Here is a 17,509-nt window from a genome sequence, read left to right as displayed (position 1 = left end):
TACGACATGGTGGATCAGGATCAATAAATGTTGCGCTTTATGGGTCGCCCCCTTCACAACCGGATCCCCGTCACACCCCGCAGCCATTCGGGCCTGTCGCCCGAGCCCCCTCGCCGCCCTCGACATGGGCAGCAGGAGAAGATTGCCGCCCGGGGCAGGAATCGTTATCTTCCCCTCTTCACAGGAATCCCCACAGCACAAGGACCAGGACATGCCGACCCTCGCCAGCATACATCTCTACCCCATCAAATCGACGGCAGGCATGCCGCTGGAGCGCGCCCGGGTGACCCAGGAGGGACTTGCCGGGGATCGCCGCTACATGGTGGTCAAACCGGATGGCACCTTTATCACCGCCCGCACCCATCCCCAGTTGCAGCAGGTGGTGGCCACCCCCGTCGAGGGGGGGCTGCAACTGCGCTATCCGGGTCTGCCCCCCCTTGCCCTCATGGAGGCGGCGTTCAGTCGCGCCCCTCAGCACACCGGTGTCTGGGGGGATCGCTTTACCGCCCTGCACACCGGGCCCGACGCCGATGAGTGGCTGAGCCGGGTGGCGAGGGAGCCGGTGCGCCTGCTCTGGCTCGGGGAGGCATCCGATCGTTTTCGGGAGAAGACCGGCACCCGGGTGAGCTTTGCGGACGGCTACCCCTTGCTGCTCATCAGCCAGGCTTCCCTTGAGGATCTCAACCTGAGATCCGATGCCTTGCACCAGATGAGCCAGTTTCGTACCAACCTGGTGGCGAGCGGCACCCGCCCCTTCGAAGAGGATGGTTGGAAGCGGATCCGCATCGGCGAGGTGGAGTTTCGGGTGGACAAGCCGTGCAGCCGCTGCATCATGACCACGGTGGAGGCAGGCACGGAGCGCTTCAATGCCCTGAAAGAGCCGCTGGCCACCCTCACCCGCTACCGCCGTGGCGAAGATGGTGAGGTCTATTTCGGCCAGAATCTGGTGGCCCTGAACGAGGGGTGGATTGAAGCGGGCAGCGAGATCGAGGTGCTGGAGCGGGCCCGGGCGCCGGTCTACCCCAACGCGGCCCCGAAAAAGCGGGAGCTGGTGTGCGTCGCCCGGGAACCCCTGGCCCGGGATCTGGAAACCTTCTGGTTCGAGGCCGCCGACGGCGAGCCCCTGCCCGACTACCTGCCTGGCCAGCACCTGCCCATCAGCCTCGATATCAAAAACACACGGGTTCAACGCCGCTACACCCTGAGCTCCACGCCGGAGCGGCCCGAGCGTTACAGCATCAGCGTCAAGAAGCTGGCCGATGGCCGCCTCTCCCCCTGGCTGCACCATGAGCTGCGCGTGGGCGATCACCTGCTGGCCGCCCCCCCGGCCGGCGAGTTTCACCTAGGGGCCGAGCGCAGGCTGCTGCTGCTCTCTGCAGGCTCGGGGGTCACTCCCATGCTCTCCATCGCCCGCACTCTGGCACTACGGGGGGAGCTCGATGACGTCCACTTCATGCACCTGTGTCGCAGCGAGGCAGACATTCCTGCCGCCAGCGAGCTGCACGCCATGGCGCAGCAGGGAATGACCCTCACCCTGATCCTGAGCCAGCCTGACAAACACTGGCAGGGGCTCAGCGGCCGTCTGAATGACGATCACCTGGGCCGGATCCGGGGTTTGCAGGAGCGGGAGGTGTTCATCTGCGGCCCCCACGGCTTCATGGCCGATGCAGCCAACCGGTTGAGCGCCCTCGGCGTACCGGCCGGGCGCATCCGCCAGGAGAGCTTTGGCGGGGCCCTGCTCTCGGTGGCACGCCCCCATCAGGCGGTGCAACTGCGTATCGGCGAGCGGGAGTTTGCGGGCAACAACCAGGGCACCGTGCTGGATCAGGCCAACAAGCAGGGGGTAGAGCTGCCCTGGAGCTGCCGTGCCGGCATCTGCGGCAGTTGCAAGCAGACCCTGGTCTCGGGCGAGGTGGATCACCCCGATGCCCCCGCCATCAGCGCCGCCGAGCGGGCCGAGGGCAAGATCCTCGCCTGCTGCGCCGTGCCCCTGACGGATCTGGTGATCAAATAGGGTGATCGGGGGGCAAAACCCCGTCCCCGGAATGCAAAACGGCTGCCCGAGGGCAGCCGTTTTCTTTAGATGACTGGCTATCAGCCACGCAGGGCGGCGATGCGCTGCTCGATGGGCGGGTGGCTCATGAACAGCTCGCTCATGGAGCGCTTGCCGTTGATGCCGAACGCCATCATGGAACCCTCCATCTGCGGCTCGGCACCGCGGGCGAGACGCTGGAGCGCGGCAATCATCTTGTCGCGGCCGGCCAGCTTGGCAGCACCGGCGTCGGCACGGAACTCGCGCTGACGGCTGAACCACATGACGATGATGGAGGCGAGCACGCCGAACACCATCTCCAGCACGAACACGGTGATCATGTAGGCGAAACCGCCGGTGCTGCTGCTCTCTTCCTCGTTGTTGGAGCTGAAGAAGTTGCTGATGACGCCGGCCACGATGCGGGCGAAGAACATCACGAAGGTGTTCACCACCCCCTGGATCAGGGTCAGGGTCACCATGTCGCCGTTGGCCACGTGGCTCACCTCGTGGGCCAGCACGGCTTCCGCCTCGTCGCGGCTCATGCTGTAGAGCAGACCGGAGGAGACGGCGACGAGGGAGTCGTCACGGCGGGCGCCGGTGGCAAAGGCGTTCATCTCGGGGGAGTCGTAGATCCCCACTTCCGGCATCTTGATGCCAGCCTCACGGGCTTGACGGGCAACAGTGCTCACCAGCCAGTGCTCGGTCTCGTTGCGGGGCTGCTCGATGACCTGGACGCCATAGCTGCGCTTGGCCATCCACTTGGACATCAGCAAGGAGATAAAGGAACCCCCAAAACCGAACACGGCGCAGAACACCAACAGACCGGAAATGCTGGACTTGTTGATCCCCAGAACCGAGAACAGGATATTGAGTACCACCCCCAGCACCAGCATGACGGCCAGGTTGGTCACCAGGAATAGCATAATTCGCTTCATATTGACTCCTTGTGAGATATGGATGCATGGTTCGGGGCGCCCCAGGGGCGACCGATGCCAGACTTGCCCCAGATAATAGACAGACTCGATGAATGTTTGCTGAATGTCTGGCCTCAGAGCAAGGGCGACACATCGAGACAGTGGTGCAAATCCACCTCATTCACCGCGTCCACGAAGGGGAGTTCCCCCAGAAATGGGGCCGGCAACATGGCTTTCAAGGTGTCCAGGTTCTCCACGTAGCGGCTCATGTGCGGATCCACCCGGTTGATGACCCAGCCCGCCAGGGTCAACCCCTGCTGGCAAATGGCGCTGACGGTGAGCAGGGCATGGTTGAGGCAGCCCAGCCTGGCCCCCACCACCAGGATCACCGGCAGCCGCTCCTGGGCGACCCACTCCGAGAGCAGACGCTGATGATCCAGCGGCAGGAACCAGCCCCCCGCCCCCTCGACGATCACGAGTTCGGCCCCAGCTCCCTCAATCTCCCGCAAGCCGGCGGACAGCCCCTCGAAGGGGATGCTCACCCCCCGCTCACGGGCGGCGATATGGGGGGCGATGGGCGGCTCGAAGGCATAGGGATTGACCTGCTCGTAGGGCAGCGCAACCGTGGCCGCCTGCTGCAACAGCAAGGCATCCAGATTGCGAAGCCCCTCCGGGGTGCGGGTGCAGCCCGCCGACACCGGTTTGTACCCGGCGCAGCGAATGCCTCTGGCGGCAAGCGCCAGCAACAGGGTGCGGGCCACCAGGGTTTTGCCCACGTCGGTGTCCGTGCCCGTGATGAAATAGGATGTCCCCATGATGATTCCTCGATGCAGTGCAGGGGCGCAGAGGCGCCCCGATATCCATGGTGAAAGGCAGGCGCGCGTCCTGCCGCTGAAGGGGTGGGTGCGCCGGGTCTTTTTGTGTCAGCGCCGCACCAGGCGCCCGAGGCAGACCTCGTAGCTGGCGGCCAGCAGGCCGTCCGGTTGACGGTGGCGCTCGTAGGCCTCCCCCAGTCGCACCAGGCGCTGGCGATGACCCAGGCCCGCAGACCGCTCGTCGTTGACCTGGCTCGCGCCTATCCCCTTGAGGTCGCGCAGCAGTCCGCTGAGCGCCGGGTAGGCGAGGGACCAGGTCAGCGGGCAGAGTGCCGGGGCCTCGAAGCCCCCGTCACGGGCCGCCTGCTGCAACTGAGGCAACGTCAGGAAGCGATTGACATGGTCACGACCATCCACGGCCCGCCAGGCCTCCCGCAGTTGCCACAGTGACCCCGAAAGCAGGGTCGAGAAGAAGACCTGTCCACCGGGTTTGAGCACCCGGTTGAGCTCGGCAAAGGCCTGGGCCGGCCGCTCGCACCACTGCAGGGCCAGGCTGGAGAAAACCCAGTCCAGGCTCTGGTCGGCAAAGGGCAGCCCCTCCGCATCGCCGCACACCAGGCGGGCTCCGCTGCCGCGAAGGGCCGCCTGGGCCAGCATGCCGGGAGCGAGATCCAGCCCGGTCAGCGTCTCGCAGCGCGGGGCCAGGGCAGGCAGGAAGAAACCGGTGCCGCAGCCCAGATCCAGCCCGGCCCCTGAGCGCACCTCTTTCACGCCCCCCTCGTCCATGCGCGCCAGCAGCGACTGCCCCACCTCCTGCTGGAAGCGGGCGTGGGCGTCGTAGTGGCGGGCCGCCGCCCCGAAGCGGCGGGCGAGCTGCGCCTTGTCCACCGACTGGAAACGCTCATGCACCATGGGCGCCCCCTCTCTCGTCGGTGGATGGGCGGGGTCCCAGGGCCTCGAGCAGGCGATCCACGTCATCTTCGCCATGGGCGGCGCACAGGGTGATGCGAAGGCGCGCCGTGCCGACCGGCACCGTGGGTGGGCGGATGGCGCCGGCCCAGACACCGCACTCCCGCAGCCGCTCAGCCAGTTGCAGGGCAGCGACGCTCTCCCCCACCAGCAGCGGCTGGATGGGGGTATCGCTTGCCCCAAGCCGCCAGCCGAGCGCCTGCGCCCCCTGCCGGAACCGGGCGACAAGGCGAGCCAGGTGGGCACGGGCCTCGTCGGCTACGCGTACCAGCTCGATGCTCTGGCGCACGGCGCACGCCTGGGCGGGGGGCATATGGGTGCTGTAGACATAGTGGCGGGCAAAATTGACCAGGTACTCCACCAGCTCGCGACTGCCACCCACAAAGGCACCGGCCACCCCGAGCGCCTTGCCGAAGGTCCCCATCTGGATGTGCACGCCGGCCGGGTTCACCCCCTGGGCCGCCAGGGTGCCGCGCCCCTCGGCACCCAGCACGCCGAGGCCGTGGGCATCGTCAATCATCAGCCAGTTGCCGCTTCGGGATGCGAGTGTGGCCAGCTCAGCCCAGGGGGCCTGATCCCCGTCCATGCTGAAGACCCCTTCCGAGACGATCAGGCCCCGGTTTGGCTCAAGCAGCCGCTCAAGGGCCGCCATGTCGTTGTGGCAAAAGCGCTTCATCTTGCAAGGTAGCTGGCTCCCCATCTCCTGCAGGGAGGCGTGGTTGAGCCTGTCCTGCCACAGCAGGTGATCCTTGCCGAGCAGGGCCTTGAGCACCGCCTGATTGGCGGAGAAGCCGCAGTTGAACAGCAGCACCGCCTCCACCCCGAGCCAGTCGGCAAGCGTCTCTTCCAGCTCCTGGTGAGCGCGGCTGTAGCCGGTCACCAGGGGCGAGGCACCTGCCCCCGCGCCATATTGCGCCACCCCCGCCGTGAAGGCGGCCTTGACGGCGGGGTGACCCGCAAGGCCCAGGTAGTCGTTGCCAGAGACGTTGAGGTAATCACGCCCCCCGACCCGGATCCGCCCGCCGCTCGCCACATCCACCGGGGTGCGTCGGCGCAGCAGGGTGGCCTGTTCACGCTCGGCCAGCGCCTCCCCCAGGGCAAAGGGGCCGGTAACAACGGGCGTCATCATGGACGGAGGACATCTGCGCGGGAACGGGTGGCATCGTAGAAGAGTTCGCTCGGCTCGCTCTGGCGGTTCACCTCGGCCAGCAGCTCCTCCTCTTGAACCTGATCCGGCTTCTGGGCCCGCTGGGCGGGGCGAATGCCAAGGCGCTTGAAGAGCTGCATGTCGCTGTTCTCGTCCGGATTGGGGGTGGTCAGCAGCTTGCAGCCGTAGAAGATGGAGTTGGCCCCGGCCATAAAGCACATGGCCTGCATCTGCTCGTTCATCTTCTCCCGCCCGGCGGAGAGGCGCACGTGGGAGGCCGGCATCATGATGCGCGCCACGGCGATGGTGCGGATAAATTCGAACGGGTCCAGGTTCTCCTGGTTCTCCAGGGGCGTCCCCTTCACCTTGACCAGCATGTTGATGGGCACGCTCTCCGGGTGGCGCGGCAGATTGGCGAGCGCCATCAGGAGGCCCGCCCGATCTTTCGCCTGCTCCCCCATGCCGACGATGCCGCCGGAGCAGACCTTCATGCCGGCGCCGCGCACATGCTCCAGGGTGTCGAGCCTGTCCTGATAGGTGCGGGTGGTGATGATGTCGCCGTAGAACTCCGGCGAGGTGTCGAGGTTGTGGTTGTAGTAATCGAGCCCCGCCGCCCCGAGACGCGCCGCCTGATCGGCGGTCAGCATCCCCAGCGTCATGCAGGTCTCCATGCCGAGCCCGCGCACCTCTTTAATCATGCGCAGGATGTAGGGCATGTCCTTCTCTTTCGGATTGCGCCAGGCCGCCCCCATGCAGAAACGGGACGAGCCGTTGGCCTTGGCCTCCCGGGCCCGCTCCAGCACTTTTTCCACCTCCATCAGCCGCTCGGTCTCGAGCCCGGTGTGGTAGCGAGCGCTCTGGGGACAATATTTGCAATCTTCCGGGCAGGCCCCGGTCTTGATGGAGAGCAGGGTGCTCACCTGCACCTCGTTCGGGTCGAAATGGGCGCGGTGCACCGTCTGGGCCTGGAACAGCAGATCGTTGAATGGCAGGGCAAAGAGATCCTGAACCTCGGACAGGGTCCAGTCGTGACGAAGGGCGTGGGCACCCGCGGTGAGAGCATTCATACATGGCTTCCGGTTGTTATTGGTGGGATCCTGCGCCGCGCTCAAGAGAGCGTTCGCCGCAAGACCCGCCAGCTGGACAGCGCGACACCAGGGCGTGCGCGAAGCCAAGTGGCTGAAATTGTTGGCTAGTGTAGAGAGCACGCGTAGACTGTCAACACCGACCAGATCAAATCAATTGACAACAGAACACAAAATGACCAACCAAGAATTCGACCTGCACCACGTCTGGCACCCCTATACCTCCCTCACCCATCCCCTGCCCTGCTATGAAGTGGCCAGCGCCAAAGGGGTGACCCTCACCCTGACGGACGGGCGCGAGCTGGTGGATGGCATGAGCTCCTGGTGGGCCTGCGTTCACGGCTATCAGGTGCCGGAACTGGACGCGGCCGCCACCGCCCAGCTCGGCAAGATGTCCCACGTGATGTTTGGCGGCCTGACCCATGCCCCGGCGGTCGAGCTCTGCCGCAAACTGGTGGAGATCACCCCGAAGGGGCTGGATCGGGTCTTTCTGGCGGATTCCGGCTCGGTGGCGGTGGAGGTGGCCCTCAAGATGGCCCAGCAGTACTGGCATGCCAAAGGGACGCCCCGCGCCAAATTCGTTGCCCTTCGGGGCGGCTATCACGGCGACACCTTCGGCGCCATGAGCGTGTGCGACCCGGATGGCGGCATGCACGAGCTCTACCAGGGCTTCCTGCCCGAACACCATTTCGTCGAAGCGCCAAGCTGCCGCTTCCACGCCCAGTGGGACGAGCAGAGCGTGGTGGAGCTGGCCACCCTGGTGGCGGATCATCACGAGGAAATTGCCGCCATCGTGCTCGAACCCATCGTCCAGGGGGCGGGCGGCATGCGCTTCTACCACCCCCGCTACCTGCAGTGGGTGCGCGCCCTGTGCGACGAGTTCGGCGTGCTGCTTATAGCAGATGAAATCGCCACCGGCTTTGGCCGCACCGGCCAGCTCTTTGCCTGCGACTGGGCAGGGATCAGCCCCGACATCATGTGCCTGGGCAAGGCGCTTACCGGCGGCTACCTGACGCTGTCGGCCACGCTCACTACCGAGCATGTGGCTCGCACCGTGTGTGACGGCAAGGCGGGCGTCTTCATGCACGGCCCCACCTTCATGGGCAACCCGCTCGCCTGCGCGGTGGCCAACGCCTCCATCGAGTTGCTGCTCGCCTCACCTTGGCAGGAGCGGGTTCGCGTCATCGAACACCAACTCAAAACCGAACTGGTGGAGCTGACCCTGCACCCGGCGGTGGCGGATGTACGGGTGCTCGGCGCCATCGGGGTGGTGGAGATGAAGGAGCGGGTGGACGTGGCGCGCATCCAGCGCAAGTTCGTGGAGCTGGGCGCCTGGATCCGTCCCTTTGGCAAGCTCATCTACCTGATGCCCCCCTTCGTCATCCCCCCTGAAGAGCTGCGGGTATTGACCGGCGCCATCCACGAGGCCATCACCAGCGGCGAATATTGAGTCCGGTTGAACGGGCCCTGCATGAGAACGCAGGGCCTTTTGGCGCTTTTTCATCAGAATGTGAGCAAGACACCAAAACCCGTCCGGCGAGGAGAGTAGACTGCGCGGGTTTTACCCAACAGATGTACCAGTCCCATGCGCCTCTCCATTGCTGCCAAGATCAACTTCTTCCTGCTCTTCATCTTCTCCATGGTGTTGGTGTTTTCTGCGGCCTATCAGGCGGTGCGCGAGCGTGACCTCATCCTGACCCTTATCAAGGAGCAGAGCCGCGAGCAGACCGAGGCCTACTTCGACGGCCTCAACATGCTGATGCTGACCGGCAAGATGGACGCCCGCGACACCCTGCGCGCCAAGTTTCTCGATCACGCCCACGTGGAAGATGCCCGCATCGTGCGCGGGGCGGCGGTCAACAAGCAGTACGGGCCGGGCCGTGACGACGAGGCCCCGAAGGACAGGTACGATGCCCTGGCGCTGGCGGGCAAGGGGAGCCTGGAGGTAGAGCATGAGGGCATGCACAGCCGGCTGGTGGTGACCCGCCCGCTGCTGGCCAGAAAGGATTTTCGCGGTACCGACTGCACCAGCTGCCACCAGGTGCCGGAAAACACCGTGCTGGGGGCGGTGCGTTTTGACTACTCCCTCGACACCCTGTTTACCCGGGTGGAGCAGAACATCCTCACCTCGGCCCTGAGCCTCACCCTCATCTTCGGGCTGGGACTCCTGCTCACCCTCTGGGTCATCCGCACCTGGATAGTCCGCCCCCTCAACCAGCTCACCCGCTCCATGGAGGAGGCCACCGATCGCAACGACTTCGGCCACAGGCTGGAGGGGGATGAAGGGGACGAGATTGGCCGGGTGGCGCTCGCCTACAACCAGATGCTCGACAGCGTGGAGCGCCAGATAGGCAAGCGCCCCGCCTCTCAGGGGCTGGATGACGGCGACGGCCCTCAGCCCCGGTAGTAAAGCAGCAGGCAGGCCACCAGGATCAGCAGCAGGATGAAGAGATTGACGTGGCGGGCATCTTCCTGCCGACGGCTGCGGCCACGGGCCAGCACCAGCACCACCAGGGTCAGCAGGCAGCAACCCCAGAGCCCGCGCTCCAGCCAGGGGGTGAGCAGGGGGTCCCAGCTCTGGCGCACCTTGACGCCCCCATAGACCAGAAAGCCGTAAGCCACCTCTGGCCGGGCGAAGTGATAGAGGGAGAGCAGGGCGACAAAGCCGCCCCAGCAGAGGATCACCAGCCCCTGCAACACCCGTATCCAGCCATCCGGCCCCCGCCTGCGCTCCTTCACCTTCACCCCCGTCCAGCCGCCATGATCCATGCACGATGCATGGGGAAATCCCCGCAAGGGTCCGACATTTTTGCTTGTTTATCAAACCTGCGCGGGTAAGATGAACGGCTTAGTCTGCCATGGTGGGCCAACTGCGCCCGGGCCAGACCCCTAGTGTTGCAAATAGCGCTGCAAGAACAAGCTGGAGACAATATTTCGATGACGCACGCATCCGTAGTTGATGTGCTGGCCGGTAAGTATTCGGTCGGCACCACCCTGACTGTGAAAGGGTGGATCCGGACCCGCCGCGATTCCAAGGCGGGGATCTCATTTTTGGCCGTTTCCGATGGCTCCTGCTTCCATCCGGTGCAGGCCGTCGCCCCCAATACCCTGGCCAATTACGAGAATGAAGTGCAACGTCTGACCACAGCTTGCTCCGTCGAAGTGACCGGCACCGTGGTCGAGTCCCAGGGCAGCGGCCAGGCGTTCGAACTGCAGGCCACCGAGGTCAAGGTGGTGGGCTGGGTCGAAGATCCGGACACCTACCCCATGTCTGCCAAGCGCCACAGCATCGAGTACCTGCGCGAGCAGGGCCACCTGCGTGCCCGCACCAACATCGTCGGTGCCGTGACCCGTGTGCGCAACTGCCTCTCCCAGGCCATTCACCGCTTCTTCCACGAACAGGGCTACCTCTGGATCGCGGCGCCCCTCATCACCGCCTCCGACACCGAAGGGGCCGGCGAGATGTTCCGCGTCTCCACCCTGGACATGGAAAACCTGCCGCGCACCCCCGAAGGCAAGGTGGACTACGACAAGGACTTCTTCGGCAAGGAGACCTTCCTGACCGTGTCCGGCCAGCTGAACGTCGAAACCTACGCCTGCGCCCTGTCCAAGGTCTACACCTTCGGCCCGACCTTCCGCGCCGAAAACTCCAACACCAGCCGCCACCTGGCTGAGTTCTGGATGGTGGAGCCGGAAGTGGCCTTCGCCGATCTGGAAGACAACGCCGCCCTGGCCGAAGCCATGCTGAAGTACGTCTTCAACGCCGTGCTGACCGAGCGCCGCGACGATCTGGAGTTCTTCGCCCAGCACGTGGACAAGGACGCCATCGGCCGTCTGGAGCGCTTCGTCGCCTCCGACTTCGCCCAGATTGACTACACCGACGCCATCGACGTGCTGCAAAACTGCGGCAAGAGCTTCGAGTTCCCGGTCTCCTGGGGCATCGATCTCTCCTCCGAACACGAGCGCTACCTGGCCGAGGAGCACTTCAAATCCCCGGTGGTGGTGAAGAACTACCCGAAGGACATCAAGGCCTTCTACATGCGCCTCAACGACGACGGCAAGACCGTTGCCGCCATGGACGTACTGGCCCCGGGGATCGGCGAGATCATCGGCGGCTCCCAGCGTGAAGAGCGTCTCGAGGTGCTGGATGCCCGTCTGGCCGAGATGGGCCTGAACAAGGAAGACTACTGGTGGTACCGCGATCTGCGTCGCTACGGCACCGTGCCCCACTCCGGCTTCGGTCTGGGCTTCGAGCGCCTGGTGGTCTACGTGACCGGCATGGGCAACGTGCGCGACGTGATCCCCTTCCCCCGTACTCCCCGCACCGCCGAGTTCTAAGGCGACCCGCCCACTCGCACCGTGCAAAAGCCGACCCCCGGGGTCGGCTTTTTTTATGCCCGCCTCGCTCTTCCTGCCCCCGTTATTCCCGCCTTTTGCATGCCCAACCCTGTGCGCTCCCCCATCTTTCCCGTCATTTATCTGGTGTGCGCCAGGACGCGGCCCCCTGTTCAAGGGCTGAACCGTAGTTTTTATGCACTTAAATCGGAAAAAAGCCGGTTGTTGAAGCAACGCAATTTTTTACCCCTTTAGGGGTGACAAAATATCCATTAACCCTTCAGGGGTAATTGATGACAGCGGATCCCGGGCAGCTGGCCGATGGGGACATGGATAAAACACACGAGGTAATGGAATGATCTTGATGGAATTTTTGGTGGTACTCGGCTGCTTGCTGCTGGGTACCCGCTTCGGGGGCATGGGGCTGGGTCTTATCAGCGGTATCGGTCTGTTCCTGCTGACCTTCGTCTTCGGCCTGGTGCCGGGCGAGCCGCCGGTGCAAGTGATGCTGACCATACTGGCGGTCATTGGCTGCGCCGCCACCCTGCAGACCGCCGGCGGTCTCAACCTGATGATGCAGGTGGCCGAGCGTCTGCTGCGCCGCCACCCCCAGTACATCACCCTGCTGGCGCCGCTCACGACCTGGACCCTCACCTTCCTGTGCGGCACTGGCCACGTGGTCTACACCATGTTCCCCATCATCGCCGACATCGCGCTGCAGAAGAACATCCGCCCGGAGCGCCCCATGGCAGTGGCGTCCGTTGCCTCCCAGATGGCCATCTGCGCCTCGCCGGTCTCGGTGGCCGTGGTCTCCATGGTCTCCATCCTGGCGGCGGCTCACGGCGTGGGTCAGGCCTACGGTCTGCTCGACATCCTGATGGTCGCCATCCCCTCCTCTCTCACGGGGGTCATGATGGCGGCCCTGTGGAGCCTGCGCCGCGGTAAGGATCTGGACAAGGACGAGGAGTTCCAGGCCAAGATCAAGGACCCTGCCCAGCGGGACTTCATCTACGGCGGTGGTGAAACCCTGCTCAACACCAAGTTCCCGAAAGAGGCCTACTGGTCCACCTGGATCTTCTTCGCCGCCATCGCTGCCGTGGTGCTGCTGGGGGCCGATGAGGCGCTGCGCCCCGTCTTCACCATCAAGGAGAAGACGGGCCCCCTCTCCATGAACCTGGTGATCCAGATGATGATGCTGATCGCCGGCGCCATCATCCTGATGCGCTGCAAGGTCAAGCCAGGGGAGATCGCCAACGGCGCCGTCTTCAAGGCGGGCATGGTCGCCATCTTCTCCGTGTTCGGGGTCGCCTGGATGAGCGAAACCTTCTTCCAGGCCCACATGCCGCTGCTCAAGGAGACCCTGGCCCACGTGGTACAGGCCCAGCCCTGGACCTACGCTCTGGTGCTCTTCCTCATCTCCAAGCTGGTGAACAGCCAGGCCGCGGCGCTCACCGCCATCGCCCCCATGGGGCTGGCGCTGGGGGTCGAACCCAAACTGCTCATCGCCTTCCTGCCGGCAAGCTACGGCTACTTCGTGCTGCCGACCTACCCGAGCGATCTCGCCTGTATCGGCTTCGACCGCTCCGGCACCACCCGCATTGGCAAGTTCATCATCAACCACAGCTTCATCATTCCGGGCCTCATCGGGGTGGTGACCTCCTGTACCCTGGGCTTCATCCTGACCAGCATCCTGCTGTAACAGGCATCCAGTGCGAGCGGCTCCCCCGTGGGAGCCGCTTTTTTATCCCCGCATCCCCGGCCCGCGCTTTGCCATCGCCCCCCACTCTGGGTAGCATGAGCCCTCTTTTATTCAGCGGAAATCCCCCATGTCTCGCGTCATCCTGCTCTGGAGCGGCGGCAAAGATGCCATGCAGGCCCTCTGCCACGCCCGGGAAGCGGGCCATCAGGTGGTGGCCCTGGTCACCTTTGCCCCGCCAGCGCCCCGCTTTCTCGCCCATCCCCTGTCACAGGTTCGCCGTCAGGCGGCGGCCCTCGCGCTGCCCCATCGGCTGGTCACCATCGAGGCGCCCTTCGATCTCGGTTATGAGCAGGCCCTGGCGGCATTGAAAGAGGAGTGGCAACTCGATGGGGTCGTCACCGGCGACATCGACAGCGTGGGGGGCGCGCCGAACTGGATCCGCGAGCGCTGTCGCCCCCTGGGGCTCACCGTTCACACCCCGCTCTGGCAACAATCCCGCGAGGCGTTGCTGGCGGACATGCTGACCCGCGGCATCGTCGCCCACCTCTCCTGCGTCGATACCCGGGTGCTGGCCCCCGAGTGGGTGGGGCGCAAGCTCGATGCGACCACCCAGGCCGAATTGCAGCAACTGGCAGCAACCCGGGGCTTCGATGCCTGCGGCGAGCAGGGGGAGTACCACACCATGGTGACCGACGGCCCCGGGTTTGCGGCGCCGCTGACGCTCGGCCACTGGCAGGTGGCGCGCCAGGAGCACCTCGCCTATCTGCAAGAGGACGAGGAATGACCTCTCTCGAGGGCGGCACATAAAAAACGGGAGGCGATGGCCTCCCGTTTTGCTTGTCCTTAACGTTAACCTAGTTGGCCAGCTTGCCCAACACCCGCTTAAGCAGGCGGATGCGCGGCTCGATGCTCTCCAGCAGCAGGAATTCCGCCTCCGAGTGAAAGCCGCCCCCCATGGGGCCGAAGCCATCGAGGGACGGCACGCCTGCCGCCGCGGTGAAGTTGGCATCGGAGCCGCCACCGGCCTCCAGCCAGGTGAAGGGGACTCCCTCCTCCCTGCCTGCCGCCTCCACCAGTGCCATCAGGGCCTCGGTGTCGCCGCTCGGGCGCATCGCGGGCTTGAAGCTCTGACGCGCCACCTCGACCCGGCAACCGGCGAGGAAGGGGTTGTTGGCCATGAAGGTGAGCCGGTCGTGCACCGCTGCCGCCTCTGCATTGCTCCAGAAGCGCAGATCGACGATCGCCTCGGCAAAGTCGGGTACCACGTTGACGCTGGTGCCCCCCTGCACCACCCCCACGTTCATGGTAGTGCCGGTCTCCATGTTGACCTGTTCGTTGATGGCAAGCACCCAGTGGGCCAGCTCCGTGATGGCGGAGATCCCTTGTGCCAGGGCCGAGCCCGCATGGGAGGCCTTGCCGTGGAAGGTGATGCGGTACTTGGCATTGCCCTTGCGGGCGCTGATGAGATCCCCGCTCGGGCGCGCCGCCTCGGCCACCAGCACGCAGCCGCTCTGTCTGGCTCGCTCCACCAGCCACTCCTTGGACCAGGGGGAGCCTATCTCCTCGTCGCAGTTGCAGCAGACCAGCACCTTGAGCCTGGCCAGCACGGCCGGGTCCAGCTCTTTCAAGGCATACCAGGTAGAGAGCAGGCCGCTCTTCATGTCCGACACGCCGGGGCCAAAGGCCTGATTGCCTTCGACTTTCAGCGGGCGTTTGGCCGCCGTCCCCTCGGGGAAGACGGTGTCCATGTGGCCCACCAGCATGACGTCGTAGTGATCCGCCCCCGGGGCATTGGTTGCCTCGAGGCAGGGGCCGCACTCGGCGGCGAACTGGTGGCGGGTCACCTGCCAGCCGATGGCCTCATATTTCTCGGTCATGATATCGGCGACCCGGGCCACCCCGGCCGGGGTGCGGGTGCCGCAGTCGAGGTTGATGAGCGGGGCCAGATCCGCCAGATAGGTATCGAGTGAAAACGGGCGCGTGAGGTCGTTCATTGTCTTCTCCATGGAACAATCTGCGTAAAACACAGACTGTTTTTGCAACGATAAGAGTGGGCGGGCACTCGGCGCCGCCTCGTCAACGGCGGTCGGCCAGCGTGGATCAGCTGGCCGCCGCCTCTACACCAGAGCCTTTACATGAACAGCAGATAGTTGAGGAGCAGCGCCGTCACCAGGGCCCCCGCCATGGGCACGCTGGTACGCTTGACCACCACGAAGGGAGAGACCTTGGCGATGCCCGCACAGGCGATGAGCACCGCCGCGATGGGGGAGACGGTGCGACCAATGCTGGAGGCGAGCTGCATCGGCAGCAGCATGGTTACCGCCGGCACGCCAAACTTGGCCGCCACGGCGGGGGCCAGGGAGGAGAAACTGAGGAAGGCCGCGTTGCCCGAGCCCATGATGACCGCCGCCACCATGATGAGCCCCACCATCACCAGGGTCATCAGGCCGCTGCCGATGCCGGCATTGCTGGCAGAGTGCAGCAGGGTGTCGATGGCGCCGATGGCCTTGAGGGATTCGGCGAAGAGCTCGGCACAGACGATCAGCGCCACCACGGGGCCGAACACCTTGCCCATGCCGTCGAGGAAGCTCGACAGCCCCGCGAAGGCGGTGCGCACCGAGCGGGTGCGCAGCAGCTCGCACAGCATGCCGATAAAGACCGACAGCAGCATGGCCACCTCCACGCTGACGCTGATGCTGGTCACCAGGAGCTTGGAGAAGGTCATCATCAGCACGAAGGGGATGATGGGCAGCAGGCCGTACCAGGTTGGCTCGGCCACCTCGTCCGCCCCTTTCTCGTCAAGCTCCGCGTGTTCGCCGCGATGCAGGGCCGGATCCCAGCCCTCCTGGCGGTCACAGTGCCGCTGCCAGAAGAAGTGCAGCACCATGGTCACCAGCAGCATGGGGGCCACCAGCCAGATCTGGTAGTCGACGAAGTAGCTGGTGGGATCCATGCCGGATTGACCGGCGGAGAAGATGGCGTTGGTCTGGGTCGGGCCGATTTCGAACGCCTGGGAGGTGGCGATGACGCCGCAGGCGGAAGCCGGGCTGATGCCGAGGTTGCGCATCACCGGGTACATGGTGACCATCAACAGCAGGCCGAGGCCGGTGGCAGAGGTGACGAACAGGGAGACGAAGACCGCCACCAGGTAGCAGATGGCCAGCATCAGGTAGCTGGACTGGATGCCCGCCACCGGCTTGACCACCACCCGCACCAGGGCCTGGGAGGCGCCGATGTGGGACATGTAGGTGGCAAAGCCCGCCACCGCCATGATGGTGAGGCCAAGGCCCGCCGCCCGGTAGGAGAAGATCCCCTTGAACACCTCGAACAGGTCGAACAGGGCGAAGCCGGTGCTCTTGTCGGCGGGCAGAATGGGGTGCAGTCCCAGCCAGTAGGCGACGGTGAAGAGGGCCATGCCCGCCAGCGCCAGCACCGCCTGCGGGTTGTAATCCTTGATGATGCCGTAGACCACGGCGATCAGCACGAGCAAGACGAAGACGAAGACGAGTTCCAAGGTGCACTCCTGACAAGATTATCGAGAAGCGCAATCTAGTGGGGGATCTCCCCTTTCCTCTTGATCACCATCAATAAAGATGGAAAAAGCAAACGGTTGCAGATTTTTATTCCGAAAATAAAATTAAAAACGACACTTAACATCACAGAACTGGATCTAGAATGCTCCCCAGGGTATCCCTGACCGACAACCGCCACTTTGTTTGCGTTGGATCAACATCCCGCCGGGGTGAACTGGCCAAGATGCCCGTCGACACAGAGCGACCATTTCGCACCGGAGAGAGTTATGACAAACCAAGCCACCGCAGGCACCCCGACCTGCGACTGCAAGCTGTGGGACATCCTCGTCGAGTCTGCAAAGGAACGCACCACCATTCGTTACTCCAAACTGGCCAGGCAGGCCGGACTGGAGCAGTGCCAGGATGAACTGCGCACCCTGCTGCAACGCATCCGCATGTATTGCACCGAAAATCACCTGCCCATTCTCTCCGCCATCGTGATGGATGACGTGGGCAAGTACGCCGGCCTCTCCTCCAGCCTGCCGGATGCCCCCTGGGAGCGGGCACGGGTCTTCGATCACGAGTGGACCACCCTGCACTGAGTGCCGCCCCCTGAATCCGGAACGCGCCCATACCAGCAGGCGCGTTCTGGTTTTTGGCCCCCACCGTTTCTTCCCCGGCCCCAGGCCAGGTGTGTGTCCCTGTGAGGCGCCCTGCCCCCTGTCGTCCTATCCGACCAGGCGTGCAGCATAAGGGCCTCCTCCCTCGGTCTCCCCCTTTGGCAGCGCATCCCGTCACAGACCAGCGTGTGCTGGCGCGCGGCCCCCTCCCTTCTCCACTCGGCCTGACTGGTAAAACCGACATTCCGCACCTGATTTAGGAATAAATTTGCCGATAGCGCTCACCCAATACCTCCAAAATGATCTGCTGGTCTCCTGTTAGCTCCGTTACTTGTGGCGGAGCTTCTCCCAGTCGATATTCATGGATGCCACCAAAGCGCA

The 17,509-nt window shown here is 64.7% G+C and carries 15 protein-coding genes; 7 read left to right on the top strand and 8 right to left on the bottom strand.

Annotated elements, in window-relative coordinates; translation table 11 throughout:
• Positions 1-211 precede the first annotated feature (211 nt).
• Positions 212-2,014: a hybrid-cluster NAD(P)-dependent oxidoreductase gene (locus J9889_RS00075; protein ID WP_210555791.1), complete on the top strand. Its 1,803-nt coding sequence runs from the start codon at positions 212-214 to the stop codon at positions 2,012-2,014.
• An 80-nt stretch (positions 2,015-2,094) separates the two neighbouring features.
• Here J9889_RS00075 and htpX read toward each other — a convergent pair whose 3' ends face one another.
• The 5 genes from htpX to bioB all read right to left on the bottom strand — a co-directional run bounded on the left by htpX (position 2,095) and on the right by bioB (position 6,944).
• On the bottom strand, positions 2,095-2,967 hold the full coding sequence (htpX, locus tag J9889_RS00070; protein WP_010674070.1) for a protease HtpX: 873 nt from the start codon (positions 2,965-2,967) through the stop codon (positions 2,095-2,097).
• A 113-nt stretch (positions 2,968-3,080) separates the two neighbouring features.
• Positions 3,081-3,761 (bottom strand): dethiobiotin synthase, encoded by a 681-nt coding sequence (gene bioD / locus J9889_RS00065; RefSeq protein ID WP_210555790.1) that lies wholly within the window; start codon positions 3,759-3,761, stop codon positions 3,081-3,083.
• Between the two features lie 108 nt (positions 3,762-3,869).
• Entirely contained in the window at positions 3,870-4,673 is an 804-nt protein-coding gene (bioC, locus tag J9889_RS00060) for a malonyl-ACP O-methyltransferase BioC (protein ID WP_041212694.1), read from the bottom strand.
• Positions 4,663-5,859, bottom strand: a complete 1,197-nt coding sequence (bioF, locus tag J9889_RS00055; RefSeq protein WP_210555789.1) for an 8-amino-7-oxononanoate synthase — start codon at positions 5,857-5,859, stop codon at positions 4,663-4,665. The genes bioC and bioF overlap by 11 nt, the downstream gene beginning before the upstream one ends.
• Positions 5,856-6,944: a biotin synthase BioB gene (gene bioB, locus J9889_RS00050; protein WP_210555788.1), complete on the bottom strand. Its 1,089-nt coding sequence runs from the start codon at positions 6,942-6,944 to the stop codon at positions 5,856-5,858. The genes bioF and bioB overlap by 4 nt, the downstream gene beginning before the upstream one ends.
• Before the next feature lie 193 nt (positions 6,945-7,137).
• Here bioB and bioA point away from each other — a divergent pair, with 193 nt between their 5' ends.
• Both bioA and J9889_RS00040 read left to right on the top strand, forming a co-directional pair.
• Complete coding sequence (gene bioA, locus J9889_RS00045) at positions 7,138-8,412, top strand: adenosylmethionine--8-amino-7-oxononanoate transaminase (protein ID WP_210555787.1); 1,275 nt, start codon at positions 7,138-7,140, stop codon at positions 8,410-8,412.
• A gap of 135 nt (positions 8,413-8,547) precedes the next feature.
• Positions 8,548-9,369 (top strand): HAMP domain-containing protein, encoded by an 822-nt coding sequence (locus J9889_RS00040; protein ID WP_210555786.1) that lies wholly within the window; start codon positions 8,548-8,550, stop codon positions 9,367-9,369.
• On the opposite strand, the gene J9889_RS00035 is transcribed toward J9889_RS00040, so the two are convergent.
• Positions 9,357-9,731 (bottom strand): hypothetical protein, encoded by a 375-nt coding sequence (locus J9889_RS00035; protein WP_223915971.1) that lies wholly within the window; start codon positions 9,729-9,731, stop codon positions 9,357-9,359. The two genes, J9889_RS00040 and J9889_RS00035, sit on opposite strands and share 13 nt — an antisense overlap.
• Positions 9,732-9,899: 168 nt before the next feature.
• Here J9889_RS00035 and asnS point away from each other — a divergent pair, with 168 nt between their 5' ends.
• The 3 genes from asnS (at position 9,900) to J9889_RS00020 (ending at position 13,780) form a co-directional block, all read left to right on the top strand.
• Positions 9,900-11,300, top strand: a complete 1,401-nt coding sequence (gene asnS, locus J9889_RS00030) for an asparagine--tRNA ligase (protein ID WP_039039869.1) — start codon at positions 9,900-9,902, stop codon at positions 11,298-11,300.
• Positions 11,301-11,652: 352 nt separating this feature from the next.
• Positions 11,653-12,996, top strand: a complete 1,344-nt coding sequence (locus tag J9889_RS00025) for an anaerobic C4-dicarboxylate transporter (RefSeq protein WP_039039870.1) — start codon at positions 11,653-11,655, stop codon at positions 12,994-12,996.
• Positions 12,997-13,123: 127 nt separating this feature from the next.
• Positions 13,124-13,780: an adenine nucleotide alpha hydrolase gene (locus J9889_RS00020; protein ID WP_210555785.1), complete on the top strand. Its 657-nt coding sequence runs from the start codon at positions 13,124-13,126 to the stop codon at positions 13,778-13,780.
• 70 nt (positions 13,781-13,850) lie between these two features.
• On the opposite strand, the gene J9889_RS00015 is transcribed toward J9889_RS00020, so the two are convergent.
• Both J9889_RS00015 and dcuC read right to left on the bottom strand, forming a co-directional pair.
• Positions 13,851-14,990 carry a M20 family metallopeptidase gene (locus tag J9889_RS00015; protein ID WP_210555784.1) on the bottom strand — a complete coding sequence of 380 codons (1,140 nt, stop codon included), beginning with the start codon at positions 14,988-14,990 and terminating at the stop codon, positions 13,851-13,853.
• A gap of 137 nt (positions 14,991-15,127) precedes the next feature.
• The gene (gene dcuC, locus J9889_RS00010; protein WP_210555783.1) at positions 15,128-16,510 is read right to left on the bottom strand and encodes a C4-dicarboxylate transporter DcuC; all 1,383 of its coding nucleotides are present in this window, start codon (positions 16,508-16,510) and stop codon (positions 15,128-15,130) included.
• 285 nt (positions 16,511-16,795) lie between these two features.
• Between dcuC and J9889_RS00005 the strand changes: the two genes are divergently transcribed.
• Positions 16,796-17,110: a hypothetical protein gene (locus tag J9889_RS00005; RefSeq protein WP_010674057.1), complete on the top strand. Its 315-nt coding sequence runs from the start codon at positions 16,796-16,798 to the stop codon at positions 17,108-17,110.
• Positions 17,111-17,509: the final 399 nt, after the last annotated feature.

It is taken from the genome of Aeromonas sp. PrichA-15, assembly GCF_017939245.1.
Taxonomy (GTDB): Bacteria; Pseudomonadota; Gammaproteobacteria; order Enterobacterales; family Aeromonadaceae; genus Aeromonas; species Aeromonas caviae.
This window is presented reverse-complemented; position numbering and strand designations above follow the sequence as displayed.